The sequence below is a fragment of the Mesorhizobium sp. M0615 genome, from assembly GCF_040320805.1.
Classification (GTDB): domain Bacteria; phylum Pseudomonadota; class Alphaproteobacteria; order Rhizobiales; family Rhizobiaceae; genus Mesorhizobium.
On the sequence record NZ_JAMYQI010000007.1, the window covers coordinates 23,323 to 45,194 of the forward strand.

At 63.8% G+C, this 21,872-nt stretch carries 22 protein-coding genes; 18 read left to right on the forward strand and 4 right to left on the reverse strand.

Features of this window, described 5'->3' with window-relative positions; translation table 11 throughout:
- The first annotated feature begins 226 nt into the window (after positions 1-226).
- The 5 genes from NKI46_RS13470 to NKI46_RS13490 all read left to right on the forward strand — a co-directional run bounded on the left by NKI46_RS13470 (position 227) and on the right by NKI46_RS13490 (position 5,415).
- Entirely contained in the window at positions 227-1,138 is a 912-nt protein-coding gene (locus tag NKI46_RS13470) for a polysaccharide deacetylase family protein (protein WP_023673060.1), read from the forward strand.
- A gap of 63 nt (positions 1,139-1,201) precedes the next feature.
- On the forward strand, positions 1,202-2,170 hold the full coding sequence (locus tag NKI46_RS13475) for a rhizopine catabolism ABC transporter substrate-binding protein (protein ID WP_023687959.1): 969 nt from the start codon (positions 1,202-1,204) through the stop codon (positions 2,168-2,170).
- A gap of 157 nt (positions 2,171-2,327) precedes the next feature.
- Positions 2,328-3,443, forward strand: a complete 1,116-nt coding sequence (locus NKI46_RS13480) for an ABC transporter permease (RefSeq protein WP_023687958.1) — start codon at positions 2,328-2,330, stop codon at positions 3,441-3,443.
- Positions 3,440-4,276, forward strand: coding sequence for an ATP-binding cassette domain-containing protein (locus NKI46_RS13485; RefSeq protein ID WP_023712088.1), 837 nt, complete (start codon positions 3,440-3,442; stop codon positions 4,274-4,276). The genes NKI46_RS13480 and NKI46_RS13485 overlap by 4 nt, the downstream gene beginning before the upstream one ends.
- Positions 4,277-4,308: 32 nt before the next feature.
- On the forward strand, positions 4,309-5,415 hold the full coding sequence (locus NKI46_RS13490) for a Gfo/Idh/MocA family protein (RefSeq protein ID WP_352746576.1): 1,107 nt from the start codon (positions 4,309-4,311) through the stop codon (positions 5,413-5,415).
- A gap of 140 nt (positions 5,416-5,555) precedes the next feature.
- Here NKI46_RS13490 and NKI46_RS13495 read toward each other — a convergent pair whose 3' ends face one another.
- A complete protein-coding gene (locus NKI46_RS13495; RefSeq protein ID WP_023729409.1) occupies positions 5,556-6,332 on the reverse strand; it encodes a FadR/GntR family transcriptional regulator in 777 nt (258 codons plus the stop codon).
- A gap of 118 nt (positions 6,333-6,450) precedes the next feature.
- Positions 6,451-7,341, reverse strand: coding sequence for an NAD-dependent epimerase/dehydratase family protein (locus tag NKI46_RS13500; protein WP_023739923.1), 891 nt, complete (start codon positions 7,339-7,341; stop codon positions 6,451-6,453).
- Positions 7,342-7,459: 118 nt separating this feature from the next.
- Here NKI46_RS13500 and NKI46_RS13505 point away from each other — a divergent pair, with 118 nt between their 5' ends.
- Entirely contained in the window at positions 7,460-8,398 is a 939-nt protein-coding gene (locus NKI46_RS13505; RefSeq protein ID WP_023690788.1) for an NAD(P)-dependent oxidoreductase, read from the forward strand.
- Positions 8,399-8,417: 19 nt separating this feature from the next.
- On the opposite strand, the gene NKI46_RS13510 is transcribed toward NKI46_RS13505, so the two are convergent.
- Both NKI46_RS13510 and NKI46_RS13515 read right to left on the reverse strand, forming a co-directional pair.
- On the reverse strand, positions 8,418-9,200 hold the full coding sequence (locus NKI46_RS13510) for a FadR/GntR family transcriptional regulator (RefSeq protein WP_023729411.1): 783 nt from the start codon (positions 9,198-9,200) through the stop codon (positions 8,418-8,420).
- 179 nt (positions 9,201-9,379) lie between these two features.
- Positions 9,380-10,369 carry a sugar-binding protein gene (locus NKI46_RS13515; protein WP_023673050.1) on the reverse strand — a complete coding sequence of 330 codons (990 nt, stop codon included), beginning with the start codon at positions 10,367-10,369 and terminating at the stop codon, positions 9,380-9,382.
- Positions 10,370-10,835: 466 nt separating this feature from the next.
- Here NKI46_RS13515 and NKI46_RS13520 point away from each other — a divergent pair, with 466 nt between their 5' ends.
- From NKI46_RS13520 to NKI46_RS13575, 12 genes are all read left to right on the forward strand, one after another.
- Positions 10,836-11,576: an ATP-binding cassette domain-containing protein gene (locus NKI46_RS13520; protein WP_023673049.1), complete on the forward strand. Its 741-nt coding sequence runs from the start codon at positions 10,836-10,838 to the stop codon at positions 11,574-11,576.
- A 41-nt stretch (positions 11,577-11,617) separates the two neighbouring features.
- Positions 11,618-12,616, forward strand: coding sequence for an ABC transporter permease (locus NKI46_RS13525; RefSeq protein WP_023673048.1), 999 nt, complete (start codon positions 11,618-11,620; stop codon positions 12,614-12,616).
- A gap of 39 nt (positions 12,617-12,655) precedes the next feature.
- Positions 12,656-13,426 carry an SDR family oxidoreductase gene (locus tag NKI46_RS13530; RefSeq protein WP_031194897.1) on the forward strand — a complete coding sequence of 257 codons (771 nt, stop codon included), beginning with the start codon at positions 12,656-12,658 and terminating at the stop codon, positions 13,424-13,426.
- A 150-nt stretch (positions 13,427-13,576) separates the two neighbouring features.
- Positions 13,577-14,404: an AraC family transcriptional regulator gene (locus NKI46_RS13535; protein WP_023673046.1), complete on the forward strand. Its 828-nt coding sequence runs from the start codon at positions 13,577-13,579 to the stop codon at positions 14,402-14,404.
- Between the two features lie 111 nt (positions 14,405-14,515).
- Positions 14,516-14,959, forward strand: coding sequence for an SRPBCC family protein (locus tag NKI46_RS13540; protein WP_023687951.1), 444 nt, complete (start codon positions 14,516-14,518; stop codon positions 14,957-14,959).
- Positions 14,960-14,975: 16 nt separating this feature from the next.
- The gene (locus NKI46_RS13545; RefSeq protein ID WP_352746581.1) at positions 14,976-15,770 is read left to right on the forward strand and encodes an FAD binding domain-containing protein; all 795 of its coding nucleotides are present in this window, start codon (positions 14,976-14,978) and stop codon (positions 15,768-15,770) included.
- Between the two features lie 60 nt (positions 15,771-15,830).
- On the forward strand, positions 15,831-16,313 hold the full coding sequence (locus NKI46_RS13550) for a (2Fe-2S)-binding protein (protein WP_023673043.1): 483 nt from the start codon (positions 15,831-15,833) through the stop codon (positions 16,311-16,313).
- Positions 16,314-16,324: 11 nt separating this feature from the next.
- Positions 16,325-17,692 carry a xanthine dehydrogenase family protein molybdopterin-binding subunit gene (locus tag NKI46_RS13555; protein ID WP_352746584.1) on the forward strand — a complete coding sequence of 456 codons (1,368 nt, stop codon included), beginning with the start codon at positions 16,325-16,327 and terminating at the stop codon, positions 17,690-17,692.
- Between the two features lies 1 nt (position 17,693).
- Entirely contained in the window at positions 17,694-18,698 is a 1,005-nt protein-coding gene (locus tag NKI46_RS13560; protein ID WP_023699673.1) for a xanthine dehydrogenase family protein molybdopterin-binding subunit, read from the forward strand.
- A 2-nt stretch (positions 18,699-18,700) separates the two neighbouring features.
- Entirely contained in the window at positions 18,701-19,582 is an 882-nt protein-coding gene (locus NKI46_RS13565) for an AAA family ATPase (RefSeq protein ID WP_352446076.1), read from the forward strand.
- 235 nt (positions 19,583-19,817) lie between these two features.
- Positions 19,818-20,954, forward strand: a complete 1,137-nt coding sequence (locus NKI46_RS13570; protein ID WP_352746587.1) for a vWA domain-containing protein — start codon at positions 19,818-19,820, stop codon at positions 20,952-20,954.
- A complete protein-coding gene (locus NKI46_RS13575) occupies positions 20,954-21,841 on the forward strand; it encodes an amidohydrolase family protein (RefSeq protein ID WP_023817892.1) in 888 nt (295 codons plus the stop codon). The genes NKI46_RS13570 and NKI46_RS13575 overlap by 1 nt, the downstream gene beginning before the upstream one ends.
- The last annotated feature ends 31 nt before the right edge of the window (positions 21,842-21,872 follow it).

Here is a 21,872-nt window from a genome sequence, read left to right on the forward strand (position 1 = left end):
TCGAATGAAATCGACATTCCAGAATGCAGGCCCGCGGAAAAATCGTACCCATCCGAATTCGTCGAAGTGGCCCTGTCGGAAAGCCGGCATTGGGCGTTCCATCGCGTCCAGTTGGGCAAACGGTCGGTTCCATGCAGCACGGGACACACTTTGGAAGACCCTCGAAACCGGCGTGCCGGCAAGATGGTGGCCGGCAAGATAGTGGCCGGCAAGACGGTGGCCGTCCATGACGCGACAGCTCGTCCTGCATGAAGACGATGTCGGCATGTGCCATGGCGCCAACAGCGCCTTCCTCGAACTGACCGCACACGGCGCCTGCAGCTCCGGCGCCGTGATGGTGCCGTGCCCATGGTTCCCTGAGATGGCCGAAGCGGCAGCCGCCGATCCCCGGCTCGATCTCGGCGTCCACCTGACGCTGAACAGCGAAAAGCAGCACTACAAATGGCGGCCGCTGACGTCGCCGTCGCGCGCGGCCGGCCTGACGGACGAGTTCGGCTATTTCTGGCCCGATGTAGCGACCACCCGCCGCAAGGCAGCACCGCAAGCGGTGGAAACCGAGCTTCGCGCGCAGATCGACACCGCCTACCGCGCCGGCATCGACGTCACTCATCTTGACGCCCATATGGGGGCAGCGCTGTCGCCGGAGTTTTGCGACGTCTACATCAAGCTCGGCCTGGAATATCGGCTGCCGGTGCTGTTGACCAAAACGCTGTCGGCCTATTCGCCCAACGACAATCTGGTCGGCGTCACCGAAGCGGCGTTCCAGCGCGGCGTCACTGGAGCCCGCGCCAAAGGCTTTGTCATCTTCGACGCCGCCATTCAGACGACCTGGGGCCGTCCACGCTCCAAGCCGATAGAGCCAGCCTACAAGGCATTGGTCGAAGGGGTCCGTGAAGGCCTGACCTTCTTTTGCCTGCACTTCAACGCGCCGGGCGAGCTCGAACTGATCGAGCCGCGCTCCGCCTATATCCGCACCGAGGAATATGAACTCTTCCGCGACCAGGCTTTTCGCGACTGGCTCGGCGCGCAGGACATCGACATCATCGGCATGAAGCCGTTGCGCGAGGAACTGCGTGCACGGCTCGGGGCATCGACACCGGCAAAGGCCCGCAAAGCGGCCACCCGGTCAGCGCCGTAAGCCGATCCGTCGGCCAACAGCGCAAAGAGGGATTTGGAACTGCAACGACAATGGGAGAATGACATGAAGACTGTTCTGAAACTGGCGCTCGGCGCGCTTGTCTCGATGAGTATGCTGGCGGGCGTCGTGCAGGCCGCGGGCCTGAAGGACCCGAAGGATGTCCGCATCACCTTCGTGGTGCATGGCTCGGCCTCCGATCCCTACTGGTCGGTGGTCAAGCGCGGCGTCGACGATGCGGCGGCGCTCACCGGCGCCAAGGTCGAATATTATGCGCCGCAAGTGTTCGACGTGGTCGAACAGGCCCGCCTGCTCGACGCGGCCATCGCCACCAATCCCGACGGCATCGCCGTCTCCATTGCCGACGCCAATGCGCTTGGTAAATCGGTCAAGGCCGGCCTTGCCGCCAACATTCCGATGGTCGTCCTGGATTCCGGCGAGAAGGAAGGCGCCGAACTCGGCACCTCTCTCTACGTCGGCACAGTCTCCGAATATGATTCCGGCAAGAAGGCGGGCGAGCGGCTGGCCAAGGAAGGCACGCTCAAGGTCGTCTGCATCAACCACGAGGTCGGCAATGTCAGCCTCGACCAGCGCTGCCAGGGGTTGAATGACGGGCTGAAGCCGTCAGGCGGCGGCACCGAGGTGCTTACCGTGTCGCCCGATCCGGCCGACATCCAGCGCCGCACCGAGGCCTATCTGTCGGCGCATCCCGACACCCAGGCGGTGTTTGCGCTCGGCGCCACCGCCGCCAATCCGCTGATCCCGTTCTTCCGGCAGAAGGAACTGTTCGGCAAGATCAAGCTCTACACCTTCGACATCAGCCCCGAAGTCCTGGATTCCGTCGTCGCCGGCGAAATGGGCTTCGGCATGGACGCCCAGCAATATCTGATGGGATACCTGCCGGTGATCTATCTGGTCGAGCATGCCACACATGGCTTCTGGCCGCAGAACAACGCCTACACCGGGCCGCTGTTCATCGACTCGCCCGACAAGGCCAAGGCGATCCTGGCGCTCGCCAAGGACGGCATCCGCTAAGGCAAGACCAAAACGGATCGGGGAGCCGCCATGCGCTCCCCGTCTCTGGTCGAGATTGCGAAGTGAGCGATTGGGGAGCCTAATGGCTGTTGTGGAAGACAAGGCGATACCTCCAGAAGCGCCGGCCCCCGGGGTACTGGGCAAGGACCGTTTCGGCATGACGTCGAAACGGGCTGCCGGCACTGACGAGCGGCTGGCCAGCACCGGCCGGCTGACGCAATGGCTGCGCCGGCCCGAAGCCGGTGCCGCCGGCGGCCTCATCGCCACCGTCATCATCTTCGCCCTGCTGCCGGGTGCGTCGAACCTCTATTCGCTACAGGGGTCGATGACCTTCCTGACGCTGGCAGCCGAACTCGGCATCATCGCCACGGCCGCAGCCCTTCTCATCATCGCCGGCGAGTTCGATCTCTCCGTCGGCTCGATGGTCGGCTTCGCCGGCGTCGTCATCGGCCTGACCGTCAAATACTGGGGCTTGCCGCTGTGGGGCGGCATCGCCTGCGCCTTCGCTGTCGCCATCCTCACCGGCTACGTCAACGGCCTGATCGTGGTGAAGACCCGCCTGCCCTCCTTCATCGTGACGCTGGCGTCGCTCTACATCCTGCGCGGCCTGTCGATCGGCATCACCCGCGCCGTCACCGGCCGCACGCAGATCCCCTACATCCTCGACGGCGCGCCGGACCCGGCAACCGCGGGCCTGTTCAACGGCCATCTCCTGACCGGCTTCTTCCAATGGATGGGCACGCAAGGCTGGATCGCCACCCGCACCGACGGCATTCCCTTCGTCGTCGGCATTCCGATGTCGATCGTCTGGTGGCTCGGACTGACAGCGCTTGCCGGCTATGTCTTGACCCAGACCAAATACGGCAACTGGATCTTCGCCACCGGCGGCGACCTCAATGCCGCCCGCAATGTCGGCGTGCCGGTCGACCGGGTTAAGATCGCGCTGTTCATCTACACCGCCTGTGCCGCGACCTTGCTTGCCACCATCCAGGTGATGGAGGCCGGCTCCGCCGACACCACGCGCGGCCTGCTCAAGGAATTCGAGGCGATCATCGCCGCGGTCATCGGCGGCGTGCTGCTCACCGGCGGCTACGGCACCGTCTATGGCGTGCTGTTCGGCGCGCTGATCTTCGGCCTGGTGCAGATGGGCATCTTCTACACCGGCATCGACACCGACTGGTTCAAGGTCTTCCTCGGCATCGTCATTTTGATGGCCGTGCTGGTCAACAACTACATCCGCCTCAAGGCGCTCGGACGCGGAGGCGGCAAATGACCTACCCAAACCCGTCCCCGGCCATCCAGCCAGCCATGGAATTGCGTGGTGTGTCGGTCAATTTCGGCTCGGTGCGCGCGCTGCAGGATATCGACATCAAGGTCTATCCCGGCGAGGTGCACTGCTTGCTGGGCGACAACGGCGCCGGCAAGTCGACGCTGATCAAGGTTCTGTCGGGCGTGCACCGGCCGACCAAGGGCGAGATTTTCGTCGACGGCAAGCCCGTCACGTTCCGCAGCCCGCGCGACGCGCAGGACCTCGGCGTCGCGACGGTCTTCCAGGACCTCGGCATGATCTCGCTGATGTCGATCACGCGCAATTTCTTCCTCGGCCGCGAGCCGACCAGAAGCCGCCTGCCCTTCTCGCGCTTCGACAAGGAGCGCGCCAACACAATTGCCCGCCAGGCGATGGCCGATATCGGCATCGACGTGCGCGACCCGACGCAGGCCGTCGGCACGCTGTCGGGCGGCGAGCGCCAATCGGTGGCAATCGCGCGCGCAGTCCACTTCGGCGCAAAGGTGCTGATCCTTGACGAGCCGACCTCGGCGCTCGGCGTGCATCAGGCGGCCATGGTGCTGAAATTCATCATCGAGGCGCGCATGCGCGGGCTGGCGGTGATCTTCATCAGCCACAACATCCACCACGCCTACCCTGTCGGTGACACTTTCACGCTGCTCAACCGCGGCCGCAATCGCGGCACATACGCAAAGTCCGAGATCTCGCGCGACGAGGTGATTTCCATCATGTCGGGCGGCGAGGATCTGAAGGCGGTGGAAGCTGAGATTGCCGGGCTGTTGGCGCAGATCGGCAATCGGCCGGCCGCCGCACCCTGAGCCTGGAACACTTTGCAGAGAGTTTTAGCAGCATGAGCAGGATACGGGTTGGCGTTATCGGCGCCGGCATGATCTCGCAGGTCGAGCATATTCCGAATCTGTTGCGGCTCGGCGACCTGTTCGAACTGGTCGGCGTCGCCGACCCGTCAAGGATTTCGCGGGAATATGTCAGCGAAGTTCACGGCATCGCCAATTTCGAAACGCCGGAGCAACTGTTCGACCATAAGCTCGACGCCGTCGTGATCGGCTCGCCCGACCCGCTGCATCAAGAGCAGGTGCTGGCCGCACTGGGGCGCGGCCTGCATGTCTTCTGCGAAAAGCCGCTCTGCTATTCCCCGGCGGAAATCGCCGAGATCATCGCCGCGCGCGATAAGGCCGGCAAGGTCATGCAGGTCGGCTATATGAAGCGCTTCGATCCGAGCTACCGGCTGGCGCTGGCCTCGCTGCCCGGCACGGCAAAGACGTTGCGGTCCGTCTCGGTCGAGGTTAACGATCCCGATGCCTGGCCGTTCATCGCCCACCAGCGCTACAAGCGCGGCAACGACATTCCCGAGGAGCTGATTGCCGCCGCGCAAGCCAGGCAGAAACAACAGGTCGAACGCGCTATCGGCCAGCCTTTGAACGATCTGGCTTTCCGTGGATTTACCGCCGCTTACAGCTCCGCCTTGATTCACGATGTGAATGCCGTACACGGCCTGCTCGACGCGCTCAGCGTGCCGGATGGCGAGGTCGTCGGCGCGCAGATCTTCGCCAATGGCGATGGCGGCCAGGGCGCAGTAAAACTGCTCGACGGCCAGGCGCTGTGGACGATGACGCATCTCACCGTGCCGAAGCTCGCCGACTACAAGGAACGCATCACGCTGTTCTTCGACGATGCCAGCCTCGAGCTCGAATTCCCCTCGCCCTGGCTCAACCATCATCCGACCCGGCTGACTGTGAAGACCTCGGACGGCCACACACTGTCGACAAGGGATCTGCGTGCCGGCTACGGCGAAGCCTTCGTCGAGGAACTGCGCGGCTTCTGGGGTGCGATCGTCAATGGCGACGAGGTGGTCAACCGCCCCGAGCACGCCGCCCGCGACCAGGCGCTGCTGGTCGCGCTGACCAGGCAGCACCTGGCCACTTCGCAGGCCGGCTGAGCGCTCGCAGGATGTGTTGAGATTCAGGTCAGGCCGCGCCGAAAACGTTGGATTTCGAGAACCGGAGCGGAGCGTACTTAAGTACGTGAAGCGCGAAAGCCGGCGTTTGCAGGCCGGCCTCACCTGAATATCAGCATATCCTACCGGGTGTTGATGACGCCGTCGGTATTGGCGAGCAGCTTGCGCACCGCGTTGCGGGCCGCCTCCGGCCGCTGCAGGCGGATGGCCTTCTCGATCGCCTCGTGCAGTTGCTGTGCATGCTGCAGATCGTCGAGTTCGCGCGTCGTATAGGTGAACAGATGATCGAAGGCGGATTCGATCAGCACGCCGAGCGGCACCAGCAGATCGTTGCCGGAGGCGCGCAGGATGGCCAGATGGAAACGCGTATCGGCGCGCGTGCGCTCCTGCAGGCTCGGCGCCTCGCCCATCTCGCGGCAGGCCTGGCTGATCTCGGCCATCTGCTCTTCGGTGCGTCGCATGGCGGCGAAGGCAGTCGCTTCCGGCTCGATGATATGGCGGAATTCCTGCACCGTCTTCAGGAACACCTCACGGTCGGGCGCGGTCGCGTACCAGGCGAGCACATCGCGATCGAGCAGGTTCCAGCGCTCCCTGGGCTCCACCCAGCTGCCGATCTTGGGGCGCGATGCCAGAAGGCTTTTGGCCATCAGCATCTTGATCGCCTCACGCACCGCCGAGCGGCTGACGTTGAAGGTTTCGGACCATTTGGCTTCATTGGGCAGGATGGTGCCCGGCGGATAGTCGCCGCGCACGATCCGAAGCCCGATTTCGCTGGCCAGCGAGGCATGCACGCTGGTGCCGGGCATCCGGGTAGCGTCAGCCCGCCGAACGGCAGCCGGGCGCTCGGCTGTCTCAGTCTTGTCAGACTTCTTTCCCTTATTCGGCTTTCCGTCCCTCATGCATCCACAAAGTCCGGATTTCGAAAGCTGTCAAGCAGAGGGCCGGGCGCAGGCGGCAAAGCCTGTGGCTGTGCACAGATCAGGTTACAACCTTGCCCCAAAGCCCAATTTGCCAGACCTATTTGACGTATTTGCGCCAGCTGTGCTCGGGACGGAAGCCGAGCATGTCCCTGGCCTTGCGGTTGGAAAGCAGCGTTTCATATTCGCCGAGCTTCGTCTTGACCGGCACGTCGGGATAAAACCGCTTCAACAGTTCCGCTGTCGGCAGGTCGGACGAGGTATCGTCATTGGCGGCGTTGAACACCTGGAAGCCGAGCCCGTCCGTTTCAACGGCGCGCAGCGCGATCTGGCCGAGATCGCGCGCGTCGACATAGCTCCAGGCGATGCGCTTGCGAAAGCCCGGATCGGCAAACCACTTCGGAAACAGCGAATATTCGTGCGGCTCGATGACGTTGCCGATGCGCAAGGCATAGATATCGGTGCCGTTGCGCTGCGCAAAGGCGCGCGCCGTGTGCTCGTTGACGACCTTGGACAGAGCATAGCTGTCCATCGGATCGACGTCGTATTCTTCATCGAGGGGAAAATATTTGGGGTCGCGCGGTTCATTGGCGAACACCACGCCATAGGTGGTCTCGCTGGACGCGATCACCACCTTGGGGATGCCAAGCTTCACCGCCGCCTCGATGACGTTGTAGGTGCCCATCGCGTTGGTGCGGAACACCTCATTGTCGGTCGTGATCATGATGCGCGGTATGGCGGCGAAATGCACCACGGCATCGACCGGCTGCGGGCGCAGCGACGGATCGAATTCATGCAGGCCCATATAGCTCGACAGCGCGTTGAACACCTGGCCGCTGTCGGTGATGTCGGTGATCAGCGTGCGTACCTTGGGATTGTCGAGCGGCTTGGTGTCGATGTTGAGCACCTGGCAGCCCTGTTCGACCAGATATTGCACGACATGGCGACCGGCCTTGCCGCTGCCGCCGGTGAACATGATCCGCTTCGTCATTTTCGTCTCCAATGCCTAGGATTTCTGTGTATTGTCAGACAATATGGCATTCTGCAACCACCCTTCGCCCGCAAGACGGCGCCGCCCAATATCAATCATCGCAACAGGACTTCAAGACATGACCACGACCGCCGCGAGCGAAAAGATCGGCTTTATCGGCCTTGGCCTGATGGGGCACGGCATTGCCAAGAACATCGTCGACAAGGGCTATGGCCTGACCTTCCTCGGCCGCAAGAACCGCAAGCCGGCGGAAGACTTGGCTGGCCGGGGTGCGAAGGAAGTGGCCACCTCGCGTGAGGTGGCAGCGGCATCCGATATCGTCTTCATCTGCGTCACCGGCTCGCGCGAGGTCGAAGCCATCATCCGTGGCCCCGGCGGCCTCAAGGAGGGTCTGAAAAGAGGCTCGGTTGTCGTCGATTGCTCGACCGCCGATCCGGTCTCGACCGTGGCGCTGGCGGCGGAACTGAAGGAGATCGGCGTCGACTTCGTCGATGCACCGCTCAGCCGCACGCCGAAGGAAGCCTGGGAAGGCACGCTCGACGCCATGGTCGGCGCGCCCGACGCGCTGTTTGCCCGTGTGAAGCCTGTCATCGAAACCTGGGCCGGCCGCATCGTCCATATTGGCGATACAGGTGACGGCCACCGCATGAAGCTGCTCAACAACTTCATCTCGCTGGGCTATGCCGCGATCTATTCCGAGGCGCTGGCGCTGGCCGAAAAGGTCGGCATCTCGCCACCGCGTTTCGACAGCGTCATCCGCAACGGCCGCATGGATTGCGGCTTCTACCAGACCTTCATGCGCTGGACGCTGGAGGGCGACCGCGACGCGCATAAATTCACCATCGCCAACGCCTTCAAGGACCTGACCTATCTGGAATCGATGGCGGGTGCGGCCGGCATCGCCAACCCGCTCGGCAACGCCACCAAGAACTCCTTCGCCGGTGCCCATGCCACTGGCCCGGCCGAGCAATTCGTGCCGATGCTGGCGACATATGTCGGCAAGGTCAACGGCGTCGACCTGATGCCCAGCAAGGACGGCAAGAAGCAGACGATTTGAAGGCGGCGAAAAGCCTGTGTCAGCGCCTCGACCGGCCGATAACATCGTCGGTGTTGGCGAGCAGTCTGTGCACCGCATTGCGGGCGGCCGCAGGACGCTGCAGGCGGATGTTCTTCTCGATCGCCTCATGCAGCGCCTGCGCCCGCCGCTGATCGCTGGTCTCGCGTGTGACGAAGACAAAGAGATGATCGAGCGCCGACTCGATCAGAACGCCAAGCGGCACCAGCAGATCGTTGCCCGAGGCGCGCAGTATGGCGAGGTGAAAACGCGTATCGGCGCGGATACGCTCCTGCAGGTTCAAAGCCTCGCCCATCTCACGACAGGCCTGGCTGATCTCGTCCATCTGCTCGTCGTTGCGCCGCGTAGCGGCAAAGGCCGACGCTTCCGGCTCGATGATGTGACGGAACTCCTGCACCGTGCGCAGGAAGGCTTCCCGGTCCGGCCCGGTCGCGTACCAGGCCAGCACATCGCGGTCGAGCAGGTTCCAGCGTTCCCTGGGCTCGACCCAGCTGCCGATCTTGGGCCGTGAAGCCAGCAGGCTTTTGGCCATCAGCATCTTGATGGCTTCGCGCACCGCCGAACGACTGACATCGAAGATCTCGGCCCATTTGGCCTCGTTGGGCAGAATGGTGCCGGGCGGATAATCGCCGCGCACGATTCTGAGGCCGATCTCGCCGGCCAGCGAGACATGGACGCTCGCTCCCGGAAAATGCGCGGCACCGGCTCTGCGCATGACAGCCGGACCGCGGCTGGCTTGTGCCTTGGCCCGCTCGGTTCGCTTCTTTGATTTCTCGTCCGGCATTCACGTTCCAATGCGTCGGCCGTCTGCGTCCGGACTGGTCCGAACCTGCACGGCGCGCCGATCTCGTTGCCGAAAATCCAAACTACAGACGCGTCAAAGCCGGAGCCTGCTGCCCCAACCGTTGCGTCCGTCCGGGAAGAGACGGGGCGCCCGTCAAAGGGCGCCCCGAAATCGAGAACCTACTTCTGGATGCAGGTGTCGACCGTGTCCTTGGTGCATTCGTCGAGGCCGGTGAACACCGGATCGGCGACGGCCTTGCCTTCGACCAGATCGATCATCACCGATGGTGCCTTGTAGCCCATTTCGAACGGCCGCTGACCGACCAGAGCGGTCACAAGGCCGTCACGGGCGATCGCCACTTCATCGCCGATCGTATCGGCGGCGCCAATGACGAAGTCGTTGCTGGCGATGCGGTCCTTGAGCGGCCCGAACAGGTCGCGATAGGGCTGCGGTGCGCCAAACAGCGGCCAGCCGCCCATGATGCCGAAGGCGTCGAGCTTGGGATTGGCGGCGAGGATGTCGGTCATCGCCTGCACGCCCTTGGCGCCGTCGTCATTGGTGAACACCGGGCAACCGGCGACTTCGGTCCAGCCGCCTTCGCCGGCAAGTGCCGCCAGGCCTTCCTTGCCCGACAGCGCGTCACGCATGCCCTGCGCCCGGCGCAGGATGTTGTCGGCCGCGGGATTGCCTTCGATGGTACAGATCGTGCCGCCATTCGGCTTGCCCTTCTTGATGTACTCGCCGATCTTGTGACCCATCAGATAGTTGTCGGTGCCGAGATAGGTCTTGCGCAGCGCGGCATCTTCCTTGCTGAGATCGGCGTCGAGCGTCATGATCGGGATCGTCGGATTGGCGGTCTTGATCGTCTGCGCGATCAGCGGCGCGTTGGATGGCGAAATCGCCATTGCCACCGTGTCGGCCTTGCTCAGCATGTCCTGAACGATCTGCGCCTCGCCGGCCTCGTCCGAGGTCGACGCCGGGCCGGTGTAGAAGCATTCATATTCCGAGCTGGCATTTTCCTTGTTCCATTTCTCGCAACCCTGGTGGATGGCTTCGAAGAATGGATTGTCGAGACCCTTCACCACGATGACGAGCTGTTTCTTGGCCAAAGCCGGCCCGGCGCCCAGCGCCATGGCGGCGACGGCGGCGAGCAAAAGTGTTTTCCTCATGTCAGTCCTCCCTTGAAACAGACGGACACGGCGTGCCCGCCACACAGATCGACCGGATGCTTAATGACCGAGGTTCGTTTCACGAGCACTCGTGTCGCCAAGACAGATCGATAAGCATTTCCAGATGCGGCATTGGCCCGGCTCAACACATGGGTGGCGCCGCAACCTCGACCGATAAACCTCCGCCGATTCCGCCCGGCTAACCGCCAGCGGCATCGGCATAATCTCCTCCGACGCTTAGCTAATATCGGCTTGCGGCCAACGTCAATGCTATTTGTCCTACAAAACGGATTTTTGGATAACCAAGGCTTCAATTCGTCCGACAATTGATTGACGAGCGCCGGCTTTTGCGTAAAAGAACGCTGACGCTGTTTCCGGGAGGAGATGGGGAGAGCGGGGCCAAAGCAGCGCCGGCATTCACGCCGGGAACAGCAGCGGGTCGCAAAACACGGGGAGGCAAAGACTGGTGGCGGTTCTCGAACTCACCAATATCTCGAGGCATTTCGGCGCCATCCAGGCGGTCAACGACGTATCGCTGTCGATCGAGCCCGGACAGGTGGTCGGCCTGATGGGCGACAACGGCGCCGGCAAGTCGACGCTGGTCAAGATGATCGCCGGCAATTTCCGCCCCAGCCATGGCGTCATGCGCATGGACGGCAAGGAGTTGATCCTGCACAAGCCGGCGGAAGCTCGCCAGCACGGCATCGAGATCGTCCACCAGGACCTGGCGCTGTGCAACAATCTGACCGCTGCCGCCAATGTCTATCTCGGCCGTGAATTGCGCCGCGGCTTCGGCCCTTTACGCATCCTCGACTATGCCGCCATGTACAAGCGCGCCGGCCAGCTCTTCGCCGAGTTGAAGTCCGAGACCCGTCCGCGCGACCTCGTCAAGCAGATGTCGGGCGGCCAGCGCCAGGCAGTAGCGATTGCCCGCACCATGCTGTCGCAGGCCAAGATCGTGTTGATGGACGAACCGACGGCCGCGATCTCGGTGCGCCAGGTCGCCGAAGTGCTGAACCTGATCCGCCATTTGCGCGACCAGGGCATCGCAGTGGTGCTGATCAGCCACCGCATGCCTGACGTGTTCACCGTCGCCGACCGCGTCATCGTCATGCGGCGCGGCCGCAAGGTCGCCGACAAGACGATTGCGTCAAGTTCGCCCGAGGAAGTCACCGGGCTGATCACCGGCGCCATCGAACAGGTTTGATCTCAGCGAATTTCACCACGCACAGCACATGAAGGTCGACGATGGCACTGACAATTGACCAGCCGATCGAACAAAAGCAGCAATCCTTGCCGGCAAGACTGTTTGCCAGCCAGACCTTCTGGGTGGTGATCGCGGTCATCCTGGCCTGCCTGTTCCTGTCTTTTGCCACCGACGCCTTCGCCACGTCGAAGAACCTTTACAACATCACCCGCAACATCACCTTCGTCGCCATCATCGCGCTCGGCATGACCTTCGTCATCATCACAGGTGGCATCGACCTGTCGGTCGGTTCGGTGCTCTGCCTGTCGTCGATGGTGCTGGCCGTCACCATGCATGCCGGCTACTCCATAGAAGTCGGCATCCTCGCCTCGATCGCCACTGCGCTCGCCATAGGCGCCTTCAACGGCATCATGATCGCCTATCTCGGCTTTCCACCCTTCGTGGTGACGCTCGGCATGCTGTCGATTGCCCGCAGCCTCGCCATGGTCGCCTCCAACAACACCGTCGTCTTCCAGTTCGGCCCGGATCACGACAAGCTTCTGGCGCTGGGCGGCGGCGCGTGGGTGTTCGGCATCGCCAATCCGGTCCTCTACATGATCCTTCTGGCGCTGATCACCGGCTTCACGCTGCGCTGGACCAAGTTTGGCCGCCACATCTTCGCCATTGGCGGCAATGAGCACGCGGCGACGCTGACCGGCGTTCCCGTCAAGCAGATCAAGGTCGCCGTCTATATGATCTCGGCGCTGGCGGCGGGCATTGCCGGCATCATCCAGACCGGATGGCTGGGCGCCGTCACTACCAATCTCGGAACCGGCATGGAACTGCAGGTCATCGCCGCCACGGTCATTGGCGGCGCCAATCTCGCCGGCGGCGTCGGCACCGCCTTCGGCGCCATTGTCGGTGCCGCGCTCATCGAAGTGATCCGCAACAGCCTTGGTCTGCTCGGCATCAATGCTTTCTGGCAAGGCGTGTTCATCGGCGGCGCCATCCTGCTCGCGGTGCTGTTCGACCGGATCCGCAACTTCAGGCGCAATGACTGAATGTTTTTGGACTGAACCTTTCGGCTGGAAACCGTTGCCTTGACATCGAAATCCCTGTTCGAGCTCAACGGCCGGCTGGCGCTGATCACCGGCTCCGGCCAGGGCATCGGCCTGGCGCTGGCGCGCGGCCTTGCCGAGCATGGCGCAAGTGTCGTGCTCAACGGCCGCGATGCCGGCAAGGTTGCCGGTGCTGTCGCCGGCTTGCGCGACGCCGGCTTCAAAGCGCACCCCTCGACCTTCGACGTGACGGATTTTCGCGCGGTCGATGCCGATGTCGCCCGCATCGAGGCCGAGATCGGCGCCATCGACATCCTGATCAACAATGCCGGCGTGCAGTTCCGCGCTCCGCTCGAGGACTTTCCCGAGGAGCAGTGGGAGCGGCTGTTCAAGACCAATGTCTCCGGCGCCTTCCATGCCGGCAAGGCGGTCGCCCGCAATATGATCGCGCGCGGCAAGGGCAAGATCATCAACATCGGCTCGGTGCAGAGCGAACTCGCCCGGCCCAACATCGCGCCCTATACGGCCACCAAGGGCGCAATCCGCAATTTGACACGTGGCATGTGCACCGACTGGGCGAAATACGGCTTGCAGATCAATGCCATCGCCCCCGGCTATTTCCGCACCGAGATGAACCAGGCGCTGGTCGACAACCAGGAATTCTCCGCCTGGCTGGAAAAGCGCACGCCGGCTGGCCGCTGGGGGTATGTCGACGAACTGATCGGCGCCGCCGTGTTCCTCGCCTCCGACGCCTCATCCTTCGTCAACGGCCATACGCTTTATGTCGACGGCGGCATGACGGCTTCGGTTTGACGGGAAACCCTATCGCTCAGTCTGAAAATCCACCACTACGGCCGGCAGCACACAGCGGCTTTCGCCCCGCGCCTTGACGCGAGCCCGAACTCAGCCGCACAATCCCGTCGCAGGCGAAGGGAGGCCAGTCGTCTGCGGGAGGTATAACCCATGACGGACGCGATCAGGCTCTATTGGGGCCGGTTCGGACATGTTTCTGTCCTGAATGTCGCCAGCGACTTCGTCACCCATGCGCATGTCGAGGCCCACATCATCATCTGGCTGGAGGGCACGGCCGGCGAGATGACCGTCGGCCGCGAGACGGTGCCGCTGGGTCCCGGCACCGCCGCCGGCATCAATTCCTACCAGCCGCACAGCCACATTCTGTCGCAGAACGGCAGGCCCGGCCTGTTCCTCGCTTTCTACATCGATCCGGATTGGGCGCGCCGGCGCCGCGACCTGCCTTCGTCGGCGCCGTTGTTTGCACAGGCTGCGATCACGCTCGAACCCTGGCTGCACCAGGCCGCCGCCAACCTGCTCGACCATTTGAGCGATAATGAAAGCATCGACGACGTCGCCAATTACGAGATCGAGCGCTTCATCGATAGCCTGCTCGACGCCGCCGACGCCTCGGCGCCGCAGGAGGCGCGCATCCGGGTCAACACAATGCAGGATTTCCGCGTCCGCAAGGCAATCCAGCTGATGAAGGCCAATGTCTGCGAACGCATCTCGTTCGACGACGTCGCCCGCAGCGTCGGCCTGTCGCGGCCGCACTTCTTTGCTTTATTCAAGGAACAGACCAATCTGACGCCCAACGTCTACTGGAACACGCTGCGCATGGAGGAAGCCGTGCGGCAGCTGCAGTGGTCGCAGGAGCCGCTGATCTCGGTCGCCTGCAATCTCGGCTTCACCACCCAGGGCAATTTCTCGCGCTTCTTCCGCGACCATGTCGGCGTGCCGCCGACGCTTTACCGCGAAGCGGCGCGTGCCATGGCCTGAACGGGCTGTTCTTTTTCAGACTCCTTGATAGGGCCGCAAGACCCATTGATAAGCGCAGCGCCGGCCGCCGCCCTACCCTGCAGCGTATCGAATTCGTAGGGGAATGATCATATGGCTGAAGTCACCGTCTCCAGCGTCATCGACGCGCCGGTCGAAAAGGTCTGGGCGCGCATACGCGACTTCAACGGCCTGCCGGGCTGGCATCCGCGCATGGTCAAGAGCCATATCGAAGACGGCAAGAGCGCCGAAACCATCGGCTGCGTGCGTAATTTCGAGCTCGCCAGCGGCGCGCGTATCCGCGAGAAACTGCTCGACTTCTCCGATTCGAATTTCCGCGTCAGCTACTCCATCCTGGAGACGCCGCAGCCGCTGACCAATCACAAGGCAACGCTGCAATTGCGCCGCGTGACCGACGGCGACCGCACCTATGCCGAATGGACCGCAACTTTCGACGCGGCGCCCGAAGAGGCCGACAAGATCGCCGCCGGCATGGCCGCCAATGTCTTCCAGGGTGGCTTCAATGCGTTGAAGAGCCATTTTTCTGGCCAGAGCTGAGTCAGGGGAGACTGCCATGGCGCTTGCCCTCCAGACCTTTTCGGCCGTCAGGGATGCCAACGCGGCGCTGAAGGCGCCCGGCACCCGCTATCTCGGCGGCGGCACGCTGGTCGTGCGCGCCGCCAATGAAGGCGATGTCTCCGTCACCGGCCTCGTCCGCTCGACCGATCCGACCCTCTCCGGGATCACCGTTGCCGGCGGCAAGGTCCGCATCGGCGCTTCGGTGACAATGGCGGCCATCGCCCGCCATCCCGAGCTTGCGGCGCTGTCCAAGGCTGCGCGCGCCGTCGGCGGCCCGGCGATCCGCAATATGGCGACTGTCGGCGGCAATCTGTTCGCACCCGCGCCCTACGGTGATTTCGCTGTCGCCCTGCTGGCGTTGGATGCGACGGTCGGCACCGATGATGGGGAATTGCCTATCGAGGATTTTCTGGCCAGGCGGGACGACAGCCGCGCCATAGTCACATCAGTCGCCTTCGCGTTGCCGAAGGCCAAGAATTTCCGCTTCCTGAAAGTGTCGCGGGTCAAGCCGAAGGGCGTCTCCGTGCTCAGCATCGCCGCCGTTCTCGAACAGGCCGGCGACGGCACTGTCTCCTCGGCGCGGATCGCGCTCGGCTGCATGGCAGACCGGCCGATGCGCGCCCGTGCTGCGGAAAAGGCACTGATCGGCAGCAGGCTCGAGCAGGACGGCGTCGCAGCGGCGCTGGCTGCAGCCGGTGAAGGCACTTCGCCAATCACCGACCCGATCGCCAGCGCCTGGTATCGCGCCGAGGTTCTGCCGGTCCATCTCGGCCGGCTGCTGCTTACTTAACCACCGCTTGGGGGGCGCGCGTCTGTCCGATCAACCGGGCAGGCGCGCTGGGAGGAAAACATGGCAAAGGTTCCGGTTCAGTTCACGCTCAACGGCTCGGAGAAGGCCGAATTTGTCGACAGCGGCACGACGCTGCTGCACGCGCTGCGCGACAAGATCGGCGACACCTCGCCCAAGGGCGGCTGCCACCAGGGCACCTGCGGCGCCTGTTCGGTCATCATCGACGGCGAACTCCGGCTCTCTTGCCTGACCCTGGCCGAGACCTGCGGCGGCGCCGACATTCGCACCACATCGGGCCTCGCTGAGGCCGGCGTCCTGCATCCGCTGCAGCGTGCCTTCCTCGACGCCTTCGCCACACAATGCGGCTTCTGCACGCCGGGCATGATCATGGCCGCCAAGGTGCTGCTCGACCATACCCCCAATCCGAGCCGCGAGGATGTGGTCGAGGCGCTGTCCGGCAACATCTGCCGCTGCACCGGCTACGAGCCGATCATCCAGGCGGTGCTGACCGCGGCCCGAGCCAATTCGCAGAACGCGGCCTAAGGACCAAAAGAATGGAACTGCGCAAAAACTATTTCGCCGATCAGCGCAAGGACGGCCTGCACGAGATCGGCCATGGGCGGCCGCGGCTGGATTCGCCGGGACATGTGACGGGCAAGACCGCCTATTTCGCCGACCGCAACGTCCCGAATATGCTTCACCTGAAAATGGTGCGCAGTCCGCACCACCATGCCCGCATCCGTTCGATCGACACTTCCGAAGCGGAGAAGCATCCCGGCGTGGTGAAAATCCTCACTGCCAGGGACGTTCCGCACAATGTCTACACCATCCTGATCCTGATCCAGGTCGGGCCGGAGGACGAGACGGTGCTGGCCGACGGCAAGGTGCGCTGGAAGGGCGAGGCCGTGGTGGCGGTGCTGGCCGAGACCGAGCGCGCGGCTCAGGAAGCGGCAGCCAAGGTCAAGGTCGACTACGAGGTGCTGCCGGCCGTCTTCGACATGGAGGAAGCGCTGAAGCCCGGCGCGCCTTTGGTCAACGAATATCACGGCCAGAACTATTATCTCTATGACAGCGGCGAGTGCCGCAAGGTGCGCTTCGGCGATGTCGAGGCGGGCTTTGCCGGCGCCGACCACATCCTCGAACAGAGTTATCAATCCTCGCCGATCGAGCATGCGCCGACCGAGACCACCGGTTGCGTCGTGGTGCCCGAAGGCAATGACCGCTTCACCTGCTACACCAACACCCAGGCGATGTTCTTCACCCTCGACAACGCCTCGATCATCCTGCAGATGCCCGGCTCCAAACTGCATTTCGCCGGCGGCACCGTCGGCGGCGGCTTTGGCGGCAAGGTCGACGTCATCGTCGAGCCGATCGCCATTCTTGGCGCCAAGCTCACAGGACGTCCCGTCTCCTTCATCTACAGCCGCGAGGAGGAGATGCAGATCTCGTCACCCCGAGCGGCCGAAAAGATAATCATCAAGGACGGCGTGATGAACGACGGCCGCATCGTTGCGCGCAAGGTGACCGGCTATACCGATGCCGGCGCCTATTCGCGCCATTCGCCTTATGGCGCGCAGAAGGGAGCGGCGCACTATCCCGGGCCCTACACCATTCCCAATGTCTGGATCGACACTTATTGCGTCTACACCAACCGCACCCCCTCCTCCGCCATGCGCGGCTTCGGCGTCACCATCGGCGACTTCGCGCTTGAGGTGCAGATGGACAAGCTGGCGCGGCTGATCGGCATGGACCCGCTCGAATTCCGCTTCATCAACGCCTATCGCGATGGCGACATGAAGGCGCATCGCCAGCCGACCGAAGGAGCGGCGCTGATCGAGTGCATGCAGGAGGCGTCGCGCGCCGCCAACTGGCCGGTGGCGGAGAAGTATATGGCGATGTCCTCCTACACGAAGGGAGCTTGAGATGGCGATAAGGCGCGGACGCGGCGTCGCCGCGATCAACTACCCGACGGGCATGAACCTTGGCGGCGACCCGACGCAGGCGCTGGTGCATTCGACGCCGACCGGCAATTTTATGGTCACACTTTCGTCGGTCGATCTCGGCCAGGGCCTGAAGCAGATCATGGCGCAGATCTGCGCCGAGACCATCGGCGTGCCGACCGACCGCGTCACCATCGACACCGCCGACACCGACACCGGCCCGCACTGCATGGGAACCTTCGCCTCGCGCGGCACCCACCGCGCCGGCAACGCCGTCATCCAGGCGGCCAAGGAAGCGCGCCAGGTGATGTTGGAAGTGGCGGCGGAAGAGCTGGAGGTCAACGCTTCCGACCTCGAGACTGACGGCCAGGGCAATATTCTGGTCAAGGGCGCGCCGCAAAAGTCGATCTCGATCTTCGATGTCGCCTTGTCGGCGCATTTCAAGCGCGGGCGCTCGATATCCGGGCGCGGCATGTTCCTGATCCCGCGCTCCTATCCGGAGAAAGAGACCGGCGCGATGAAGCCGTCGACCTGCTACGCCCATGCCTGCACGGTGGCCGAAGTCGAGGTCGATGACGAGACGGGCGAGGTTACGGTGCTGACCGTGAAGAACGTCTTTGAGATCGGCCGCGCGCTGAACCCGAAAATGGTCGAGCAGCAACTGGTCGGCGGTTCCTGGATGGGCATCAGCCACGCGCTCTACGAAACGACCGAGCCCTATTATCCCAACCGCGACCATGGCGGCACCGACTTCAACCAGTATCTGATGCCGGGACCGGGCGATCTCGCCCAAACCGAGATCATCGTGCTGGAGCGGCCTTCGGCCGACGGGCCTTATGGCGCCAAAGGGCCAGGCGAAATGTGCGCGAACCCGCAGATCCCCGCGGTTGCCAATGCCGTCTTCGACGCCGTCGGCGTGCGCATCGACACGCTGCCGATCACGCCGGAACGCATCTTGCGCGCGCTGAAAGCGCAAGCGGCGAACTGAGGATGCCAGAGGTGAACGCCGAGACTGTCGCGACCTCACCGGAGGCGGTGGCACGCCACCTCGCTGGATCGCGCTATCTCGCCGACGACAGCCTGGCGACGGCGATCTTCCTGGCGATACGGCTGGGCAAGCCGTTGCTGCTCGAAGGCGCGCCCGGCGTCGGCAAGACCGAAGCGGCCAAGGCGACCGCGCAACTTCTCGGCCGCGATCTGGTGCGGCTGCAATGCTATGAAGGAATCGACGCAGCACACGCGCTCTATGAATGGAACTACCAGCGCCAGTTGCTCGCCATCCGCCATGCCGGCGAGCACGAGATCGACATCTATGACGACCGCTTTCTGATCGCGCGGCCATTGCTGCAGGTGCTGCGGGCGCCGGAGCAGCGCGTGCTGCTGGTCGACGAGATCGACCGCTCCGACCACGAATTCGAAGCGCTGCTTCTGGAATTCCTCTCGGACTTCCAGATCAGCATTCCCGAACGCGGCACCATCCGCGCCGAAGCGCAGCCGATCGTCATCCTGACCTCGAACCGCACCCGCGAACTCGCCGAAGCGCTCCGGCGCCGCTGCGTCTATCACTGGATCGGCTATCCCGACGCCGAGCGCGAAGCCGCCATCATCATGCTGCGCGCCGGCGATGTCGCCGAGACCACCGCCCGCGCCGTGGCGGCCGCTGTGCAGGAGATCCGCGTCCGCCCGCTGGCCAAGCCGCCCGGCATCTCCGAGGCCGTCGAATGGGCCAACGCCGCCACCATACTGGAGAAAGGCGGCAGCCCATGGCCGCAAGCCTTCCGCCGCGCCATCGGTGTGCTGATCAAGGACGAGGAGGATTTGTCCGCGATCGCGCCGGAGCTTGGCCGGATTATCGAGGAGGCGCTGGGGTGACGTGTGAGGTCAACAGCTCGTTCACAGCGAGGTGGCCTCACCTGGGCACTCTGCAACGCTGGCGGGACAGCGCCCCCCTCTGTCCTGCCGGACATCTCCCCCACAAGGGGGGAGATCAGCCGTCATCCTGGCTTTCGCCAATCTCCAGCGGCGCAGAAAGAACCGAAGCGCCGAAGCCGCCAATCTCCCCCCTTGAGGGGGAGATGTCCGGCAGGACAGAGGGGGGCGCGAAGGAATGATGCGTCAGGGAACCCTTCCTCTCGCCTCCGCGCCCTTCCTCCACTTCGCCCGGCTGCTGCGCCGCCACGCCTTTGCCGTCGCCCCCGAGCAGGTCTCCAGCTTCATGCAGGCGGTCACCCTGCTCGGCCCCCGCTCGATGGCCGACATCCGCGAGGCGGCGCTCGCAACGCTTGCCCCCCCGCCCGATCGCCGCGGCGAATTCGAGGCGCATTTTCGCAATCACTTCCATGGCGATGGCCAACCCTCGATCGAAGGCGAGGAAGACGAGGAAACCCGCATCAAGGACGATCACGGCACGCGCCAGGAGGAGAAACAGACGACGCGCCAGGAGAAAGTCGGCGAGCTGTCGTCGGGCCTTGAGCAACTGAGCACGCGCGATTTTCAGCGCGACGATGACAGGCTGACCGCCTTTCGCCGCAAGCTGTCGGCTGCCCTGCCCGCCCGCCGCTCCTTCCGCACCGTGCGCACCCATTCGCGCGGCAAGCTCGACCTGCGCCGCTCGCTCAGGGAAATCGTCAGCGCCGATGGCGATATCCCCTCGCCGCAGCTGCGCCGCCGCCAGACGGTGCCGCGCAAACTGCTGATCCTCATCGACGTCTCCGGCTCGATGAAGCTGCACACATCGGATTATCTCAAATTGGCGCACGCTGCCGTACAAGGCGCTGACCGTGCCGAAATCTTCACCTTCGGCACGCGGCTCACCCGCATCACGTCCGCACTGCGTATCCGCGATCGCGACCAGGCTCTCGCCCGAGCGGCGGCACTCGTAGACGACTGGGACGGCGGCACGCGCATGGGACCGACCCTGCTCGCCTTCCTCTCGGTGCCGCGCTTCTCAGCCTTCGCGCGCGGTGCCGCTGTGATCATCCTGTCGGACGCGCTGGAGCGCGGCGACCATGCCGATCTCGAAACGGCGATACGCCGACTGAGTGCGCGCGCCTTCCGGCTTTCGCTAGCGACACCCTTGGCCGGCGACCCGCGCTTCCAGCCGGCGACGGCGGCACTCCGCGCCATCCTGCCTGATCTCGACGATCTCATCGACGGCTCGTCGCTCAGGAGTCTCACCGATTTCATCCTGTCGCTCGCCCGCCCCGCCCCGGCGGCGTCGGCAATCTGGAAAAGGGTATCGTGATGCAGAAAGCCATCGACGCGCATTTCCACATCTGGCGCCAGCAGGACCAGCCCTGGCTGGTCGGCCCGATGGTGCCGCGCATTTTTGGCCCCTACGAGCCGATTCGCCGCGACTATCCGATCGAGGAATTTCTCGCCGATCAGCAAGGCGCAGGTGTCGAGAAGGCCGTCTATGTCCAGACCAACTGGGCCAAGGAGGATTTCGAAAAAGAAGTCGCCTTCCTGCAGAAGACTGCCGACGAGACCGGCTGGCCGCACGCTATCGTCGGCTATACCGATATGACTGTCGACGATGTCCGGCCCCAGATCGATCGATTGAAAAAGTACCCGCTGCTGCGCGGCGTGCGCATGCAGTTACACTGGCACGAGACGCCGGCCTTCCGCTTCGCTGCCTCGGCCGATCAAGTCATCGACCCCAAGGTGCGGGCCAATGTCGCGCGGCTTAAAGACTATGGCCTGTCCTTCGACCTGCAGCTTTTCCCTGCCCAGATGAAGGACGGGCTGACGCTGGTCGGCGAGAACCCGCAGATCAACTTCATCCTCACCCATGCCGGCATGCTGACCGGCATGGAGCCGGAAACCACCGAGGCCTGGAAAGCCGGCCTGAGTACGCTATCAACAGCGCCGAACTTCTACGCCAAGCTGTCGGGCCTCGGCACCTTCGCCCACCGCAACGATCCGGCGTTGATTGCCTACATCGTCGACAATGCCATCGACATTCTGGGCGCTGACCACCTGATGTTCGGCTCCAACTTCCCGATCGAAAAACTCTGGACGACCCATGCCGAACTGATCAAGGCGCACCGCGCCGCGGTAGGCAAGCATGGCGCAGCCGCCGAGGCGGATATCTTCTGGAACACGGCCGAGAAGGTTTACAGACCGGCATAGCGCACTGCTTCCCCTCTCCCACAGGGGAGAA

What these genes read in the sequence shown, in the direction of transcription:
- NKI46_RS13495 (WP_023729409.1), bottom strand. Translation starts at nt 6,332, where the DNA reads ATGAGGGACGGAAAGCCGAATAAGGGAAAGAAGTCTGACAAGACTGAG.
- NKI46_RS13490 (WP_352746576.1), top strand. Translation starts at nt 4,309, where the DNA reads ATGAGCAGGATACGGGTTGGCGTTATCGGCGCCGGCATGATCTCGCAG.
- NKI46_RS13550 (WP_023673043.1), top strand. Translation starts at nt 15,831, where the DNA reads ATGGCAAAGGTTCCGGTTCAGTTCACGCTCAACGGCTCGGAGAAGGCC.
- NKI46_RS13555 (WP_352746584.1), top strand. Translation starts at nt 16,325, where the DNA reads ATGGAACTGCGCAAAAACTATTTCGCCGATCAGCGCAAGGACGGCCTG.
- NKI46_RS13570 (WP_352746587.1), top strand. Translation starts at nt 19,818, where the DNA reads ATGATGCGTCAGGGAACCCTTCCTCTCGCCTCCGCGCCCTTCCTCCAC.
- NKI46_RS13470 (WP_023673060.1), top strand. Translation starts at nt 227, where the DNA reads ATGACGCGACAGCTCGTCCTGCATGAAGACGATGTCGGCATGTGCCAT.
- NKI46_RS13565 (WP_352446076.1), top strand. Translation starts at nt 18,701, where the DNA reads ATGCCAGAGGTGAACGCCGAGACTGTCGCGACCTCACCGGAGGCGGTG.
- NKI46_RS13535 (WP_023673046.1), top strand. Translation starts at nt 13,577, where the DNA reads ATGACGGACGCGATCAGGCTCTATTGGGGCCGGTTCGGACATGTTTCT.
- NKI46_RS13560 (WP_023699673.1), top strand. Translation starts at nt 17,694, where the DNA reads ATGGCGATAAGGCGCGGACGCGGCGTCGCCGCGATCAACTACCCGACG.
- NKI46_RS13485 (WP_023712088.1), top strand. Translation starts at nt 3,440, where the DNA reads ATGACCTACCCAAACCCGTCCCCGGCCATCCAGCCAGCCATGGAATTG.
- NKI46_RS13500 (WP_023739923.1), bottom strand. Translation starts at nt 7,341, where the DNA reads ATGACGAAGCGGATCATGTTCACCGGCGGCAGCGGCAAGGCCGGTCGC.
- NKI46_RS13525 (WP_023673048.1), top strand. Translation starts at nt 11,618, where the DNA reads ATGGCACTGACAATTGACCAGCCGATCGAACAAAAGCAGCAATCCTTG.
- NKI46_RS13575 (WP_023817892.1), top strand. Translation starts at nt 20,954, where the DNA reads ATGCAGAAAGCCATCGACGCGCATTTCCACATCTGGCGCCAGCAGGAC.
- NKI46_RS13510 (WP_023729411.1), bottom strand. Translation starts at nt 9,200, where the DNA reads ATGCCGGACGAGAAATCAAAGAAGCGAACCGAGCGGGCCAAGGCACAA.
- NKI46_RS13545 (WP_352746581.1), top strand. Translation starts at nt 14,976, where the DNA reads ATGGCGCTTGCCCTCCAGACCTTTTCGGCCGTCAGGGATGCCAACGCG.
- NKI46_RS13540 (WP_023687951.1), top strand. Translation starts at nt 14,516, where the DNA reads ATGGCTGAAGTCACCGTCTCCAGCGTCATCGACGCGCCGGTCGAAAAG.
- NKI46_RS13515 (WP_023673050.1), bottom strand. Translation starts at nt 10,369, where the DNA reads ATGAGGAAAACACTTTTGCTCGCCGCCGTCGCCGCCATGGCGCTGGGC.
- NKI46_RS13505 (WP_023690788.1), top strand. Translation starts at nt 7,460, where the DNA reads ATGACCACGACCGCCGCGAGCGAAAAGATCGGCTTTATCGGCCTTGGC.
- NKI46_RS13480 (WP_023687958.1), top strand. Translation starts at nt 2,328, where the DNA reads ATGACGTCGAAACGGGCTGCCGGCACTGACGAGCGGCTGGCCAGCACC.
- NKI46_RS13475 (WP_023687959.1), top strand. Translation starts at nt 1,202, where the DNA reads ATGAAGACTGTTCTGAAACTGGCGCTCGGCGCGCTTGTCTCGATGAGT.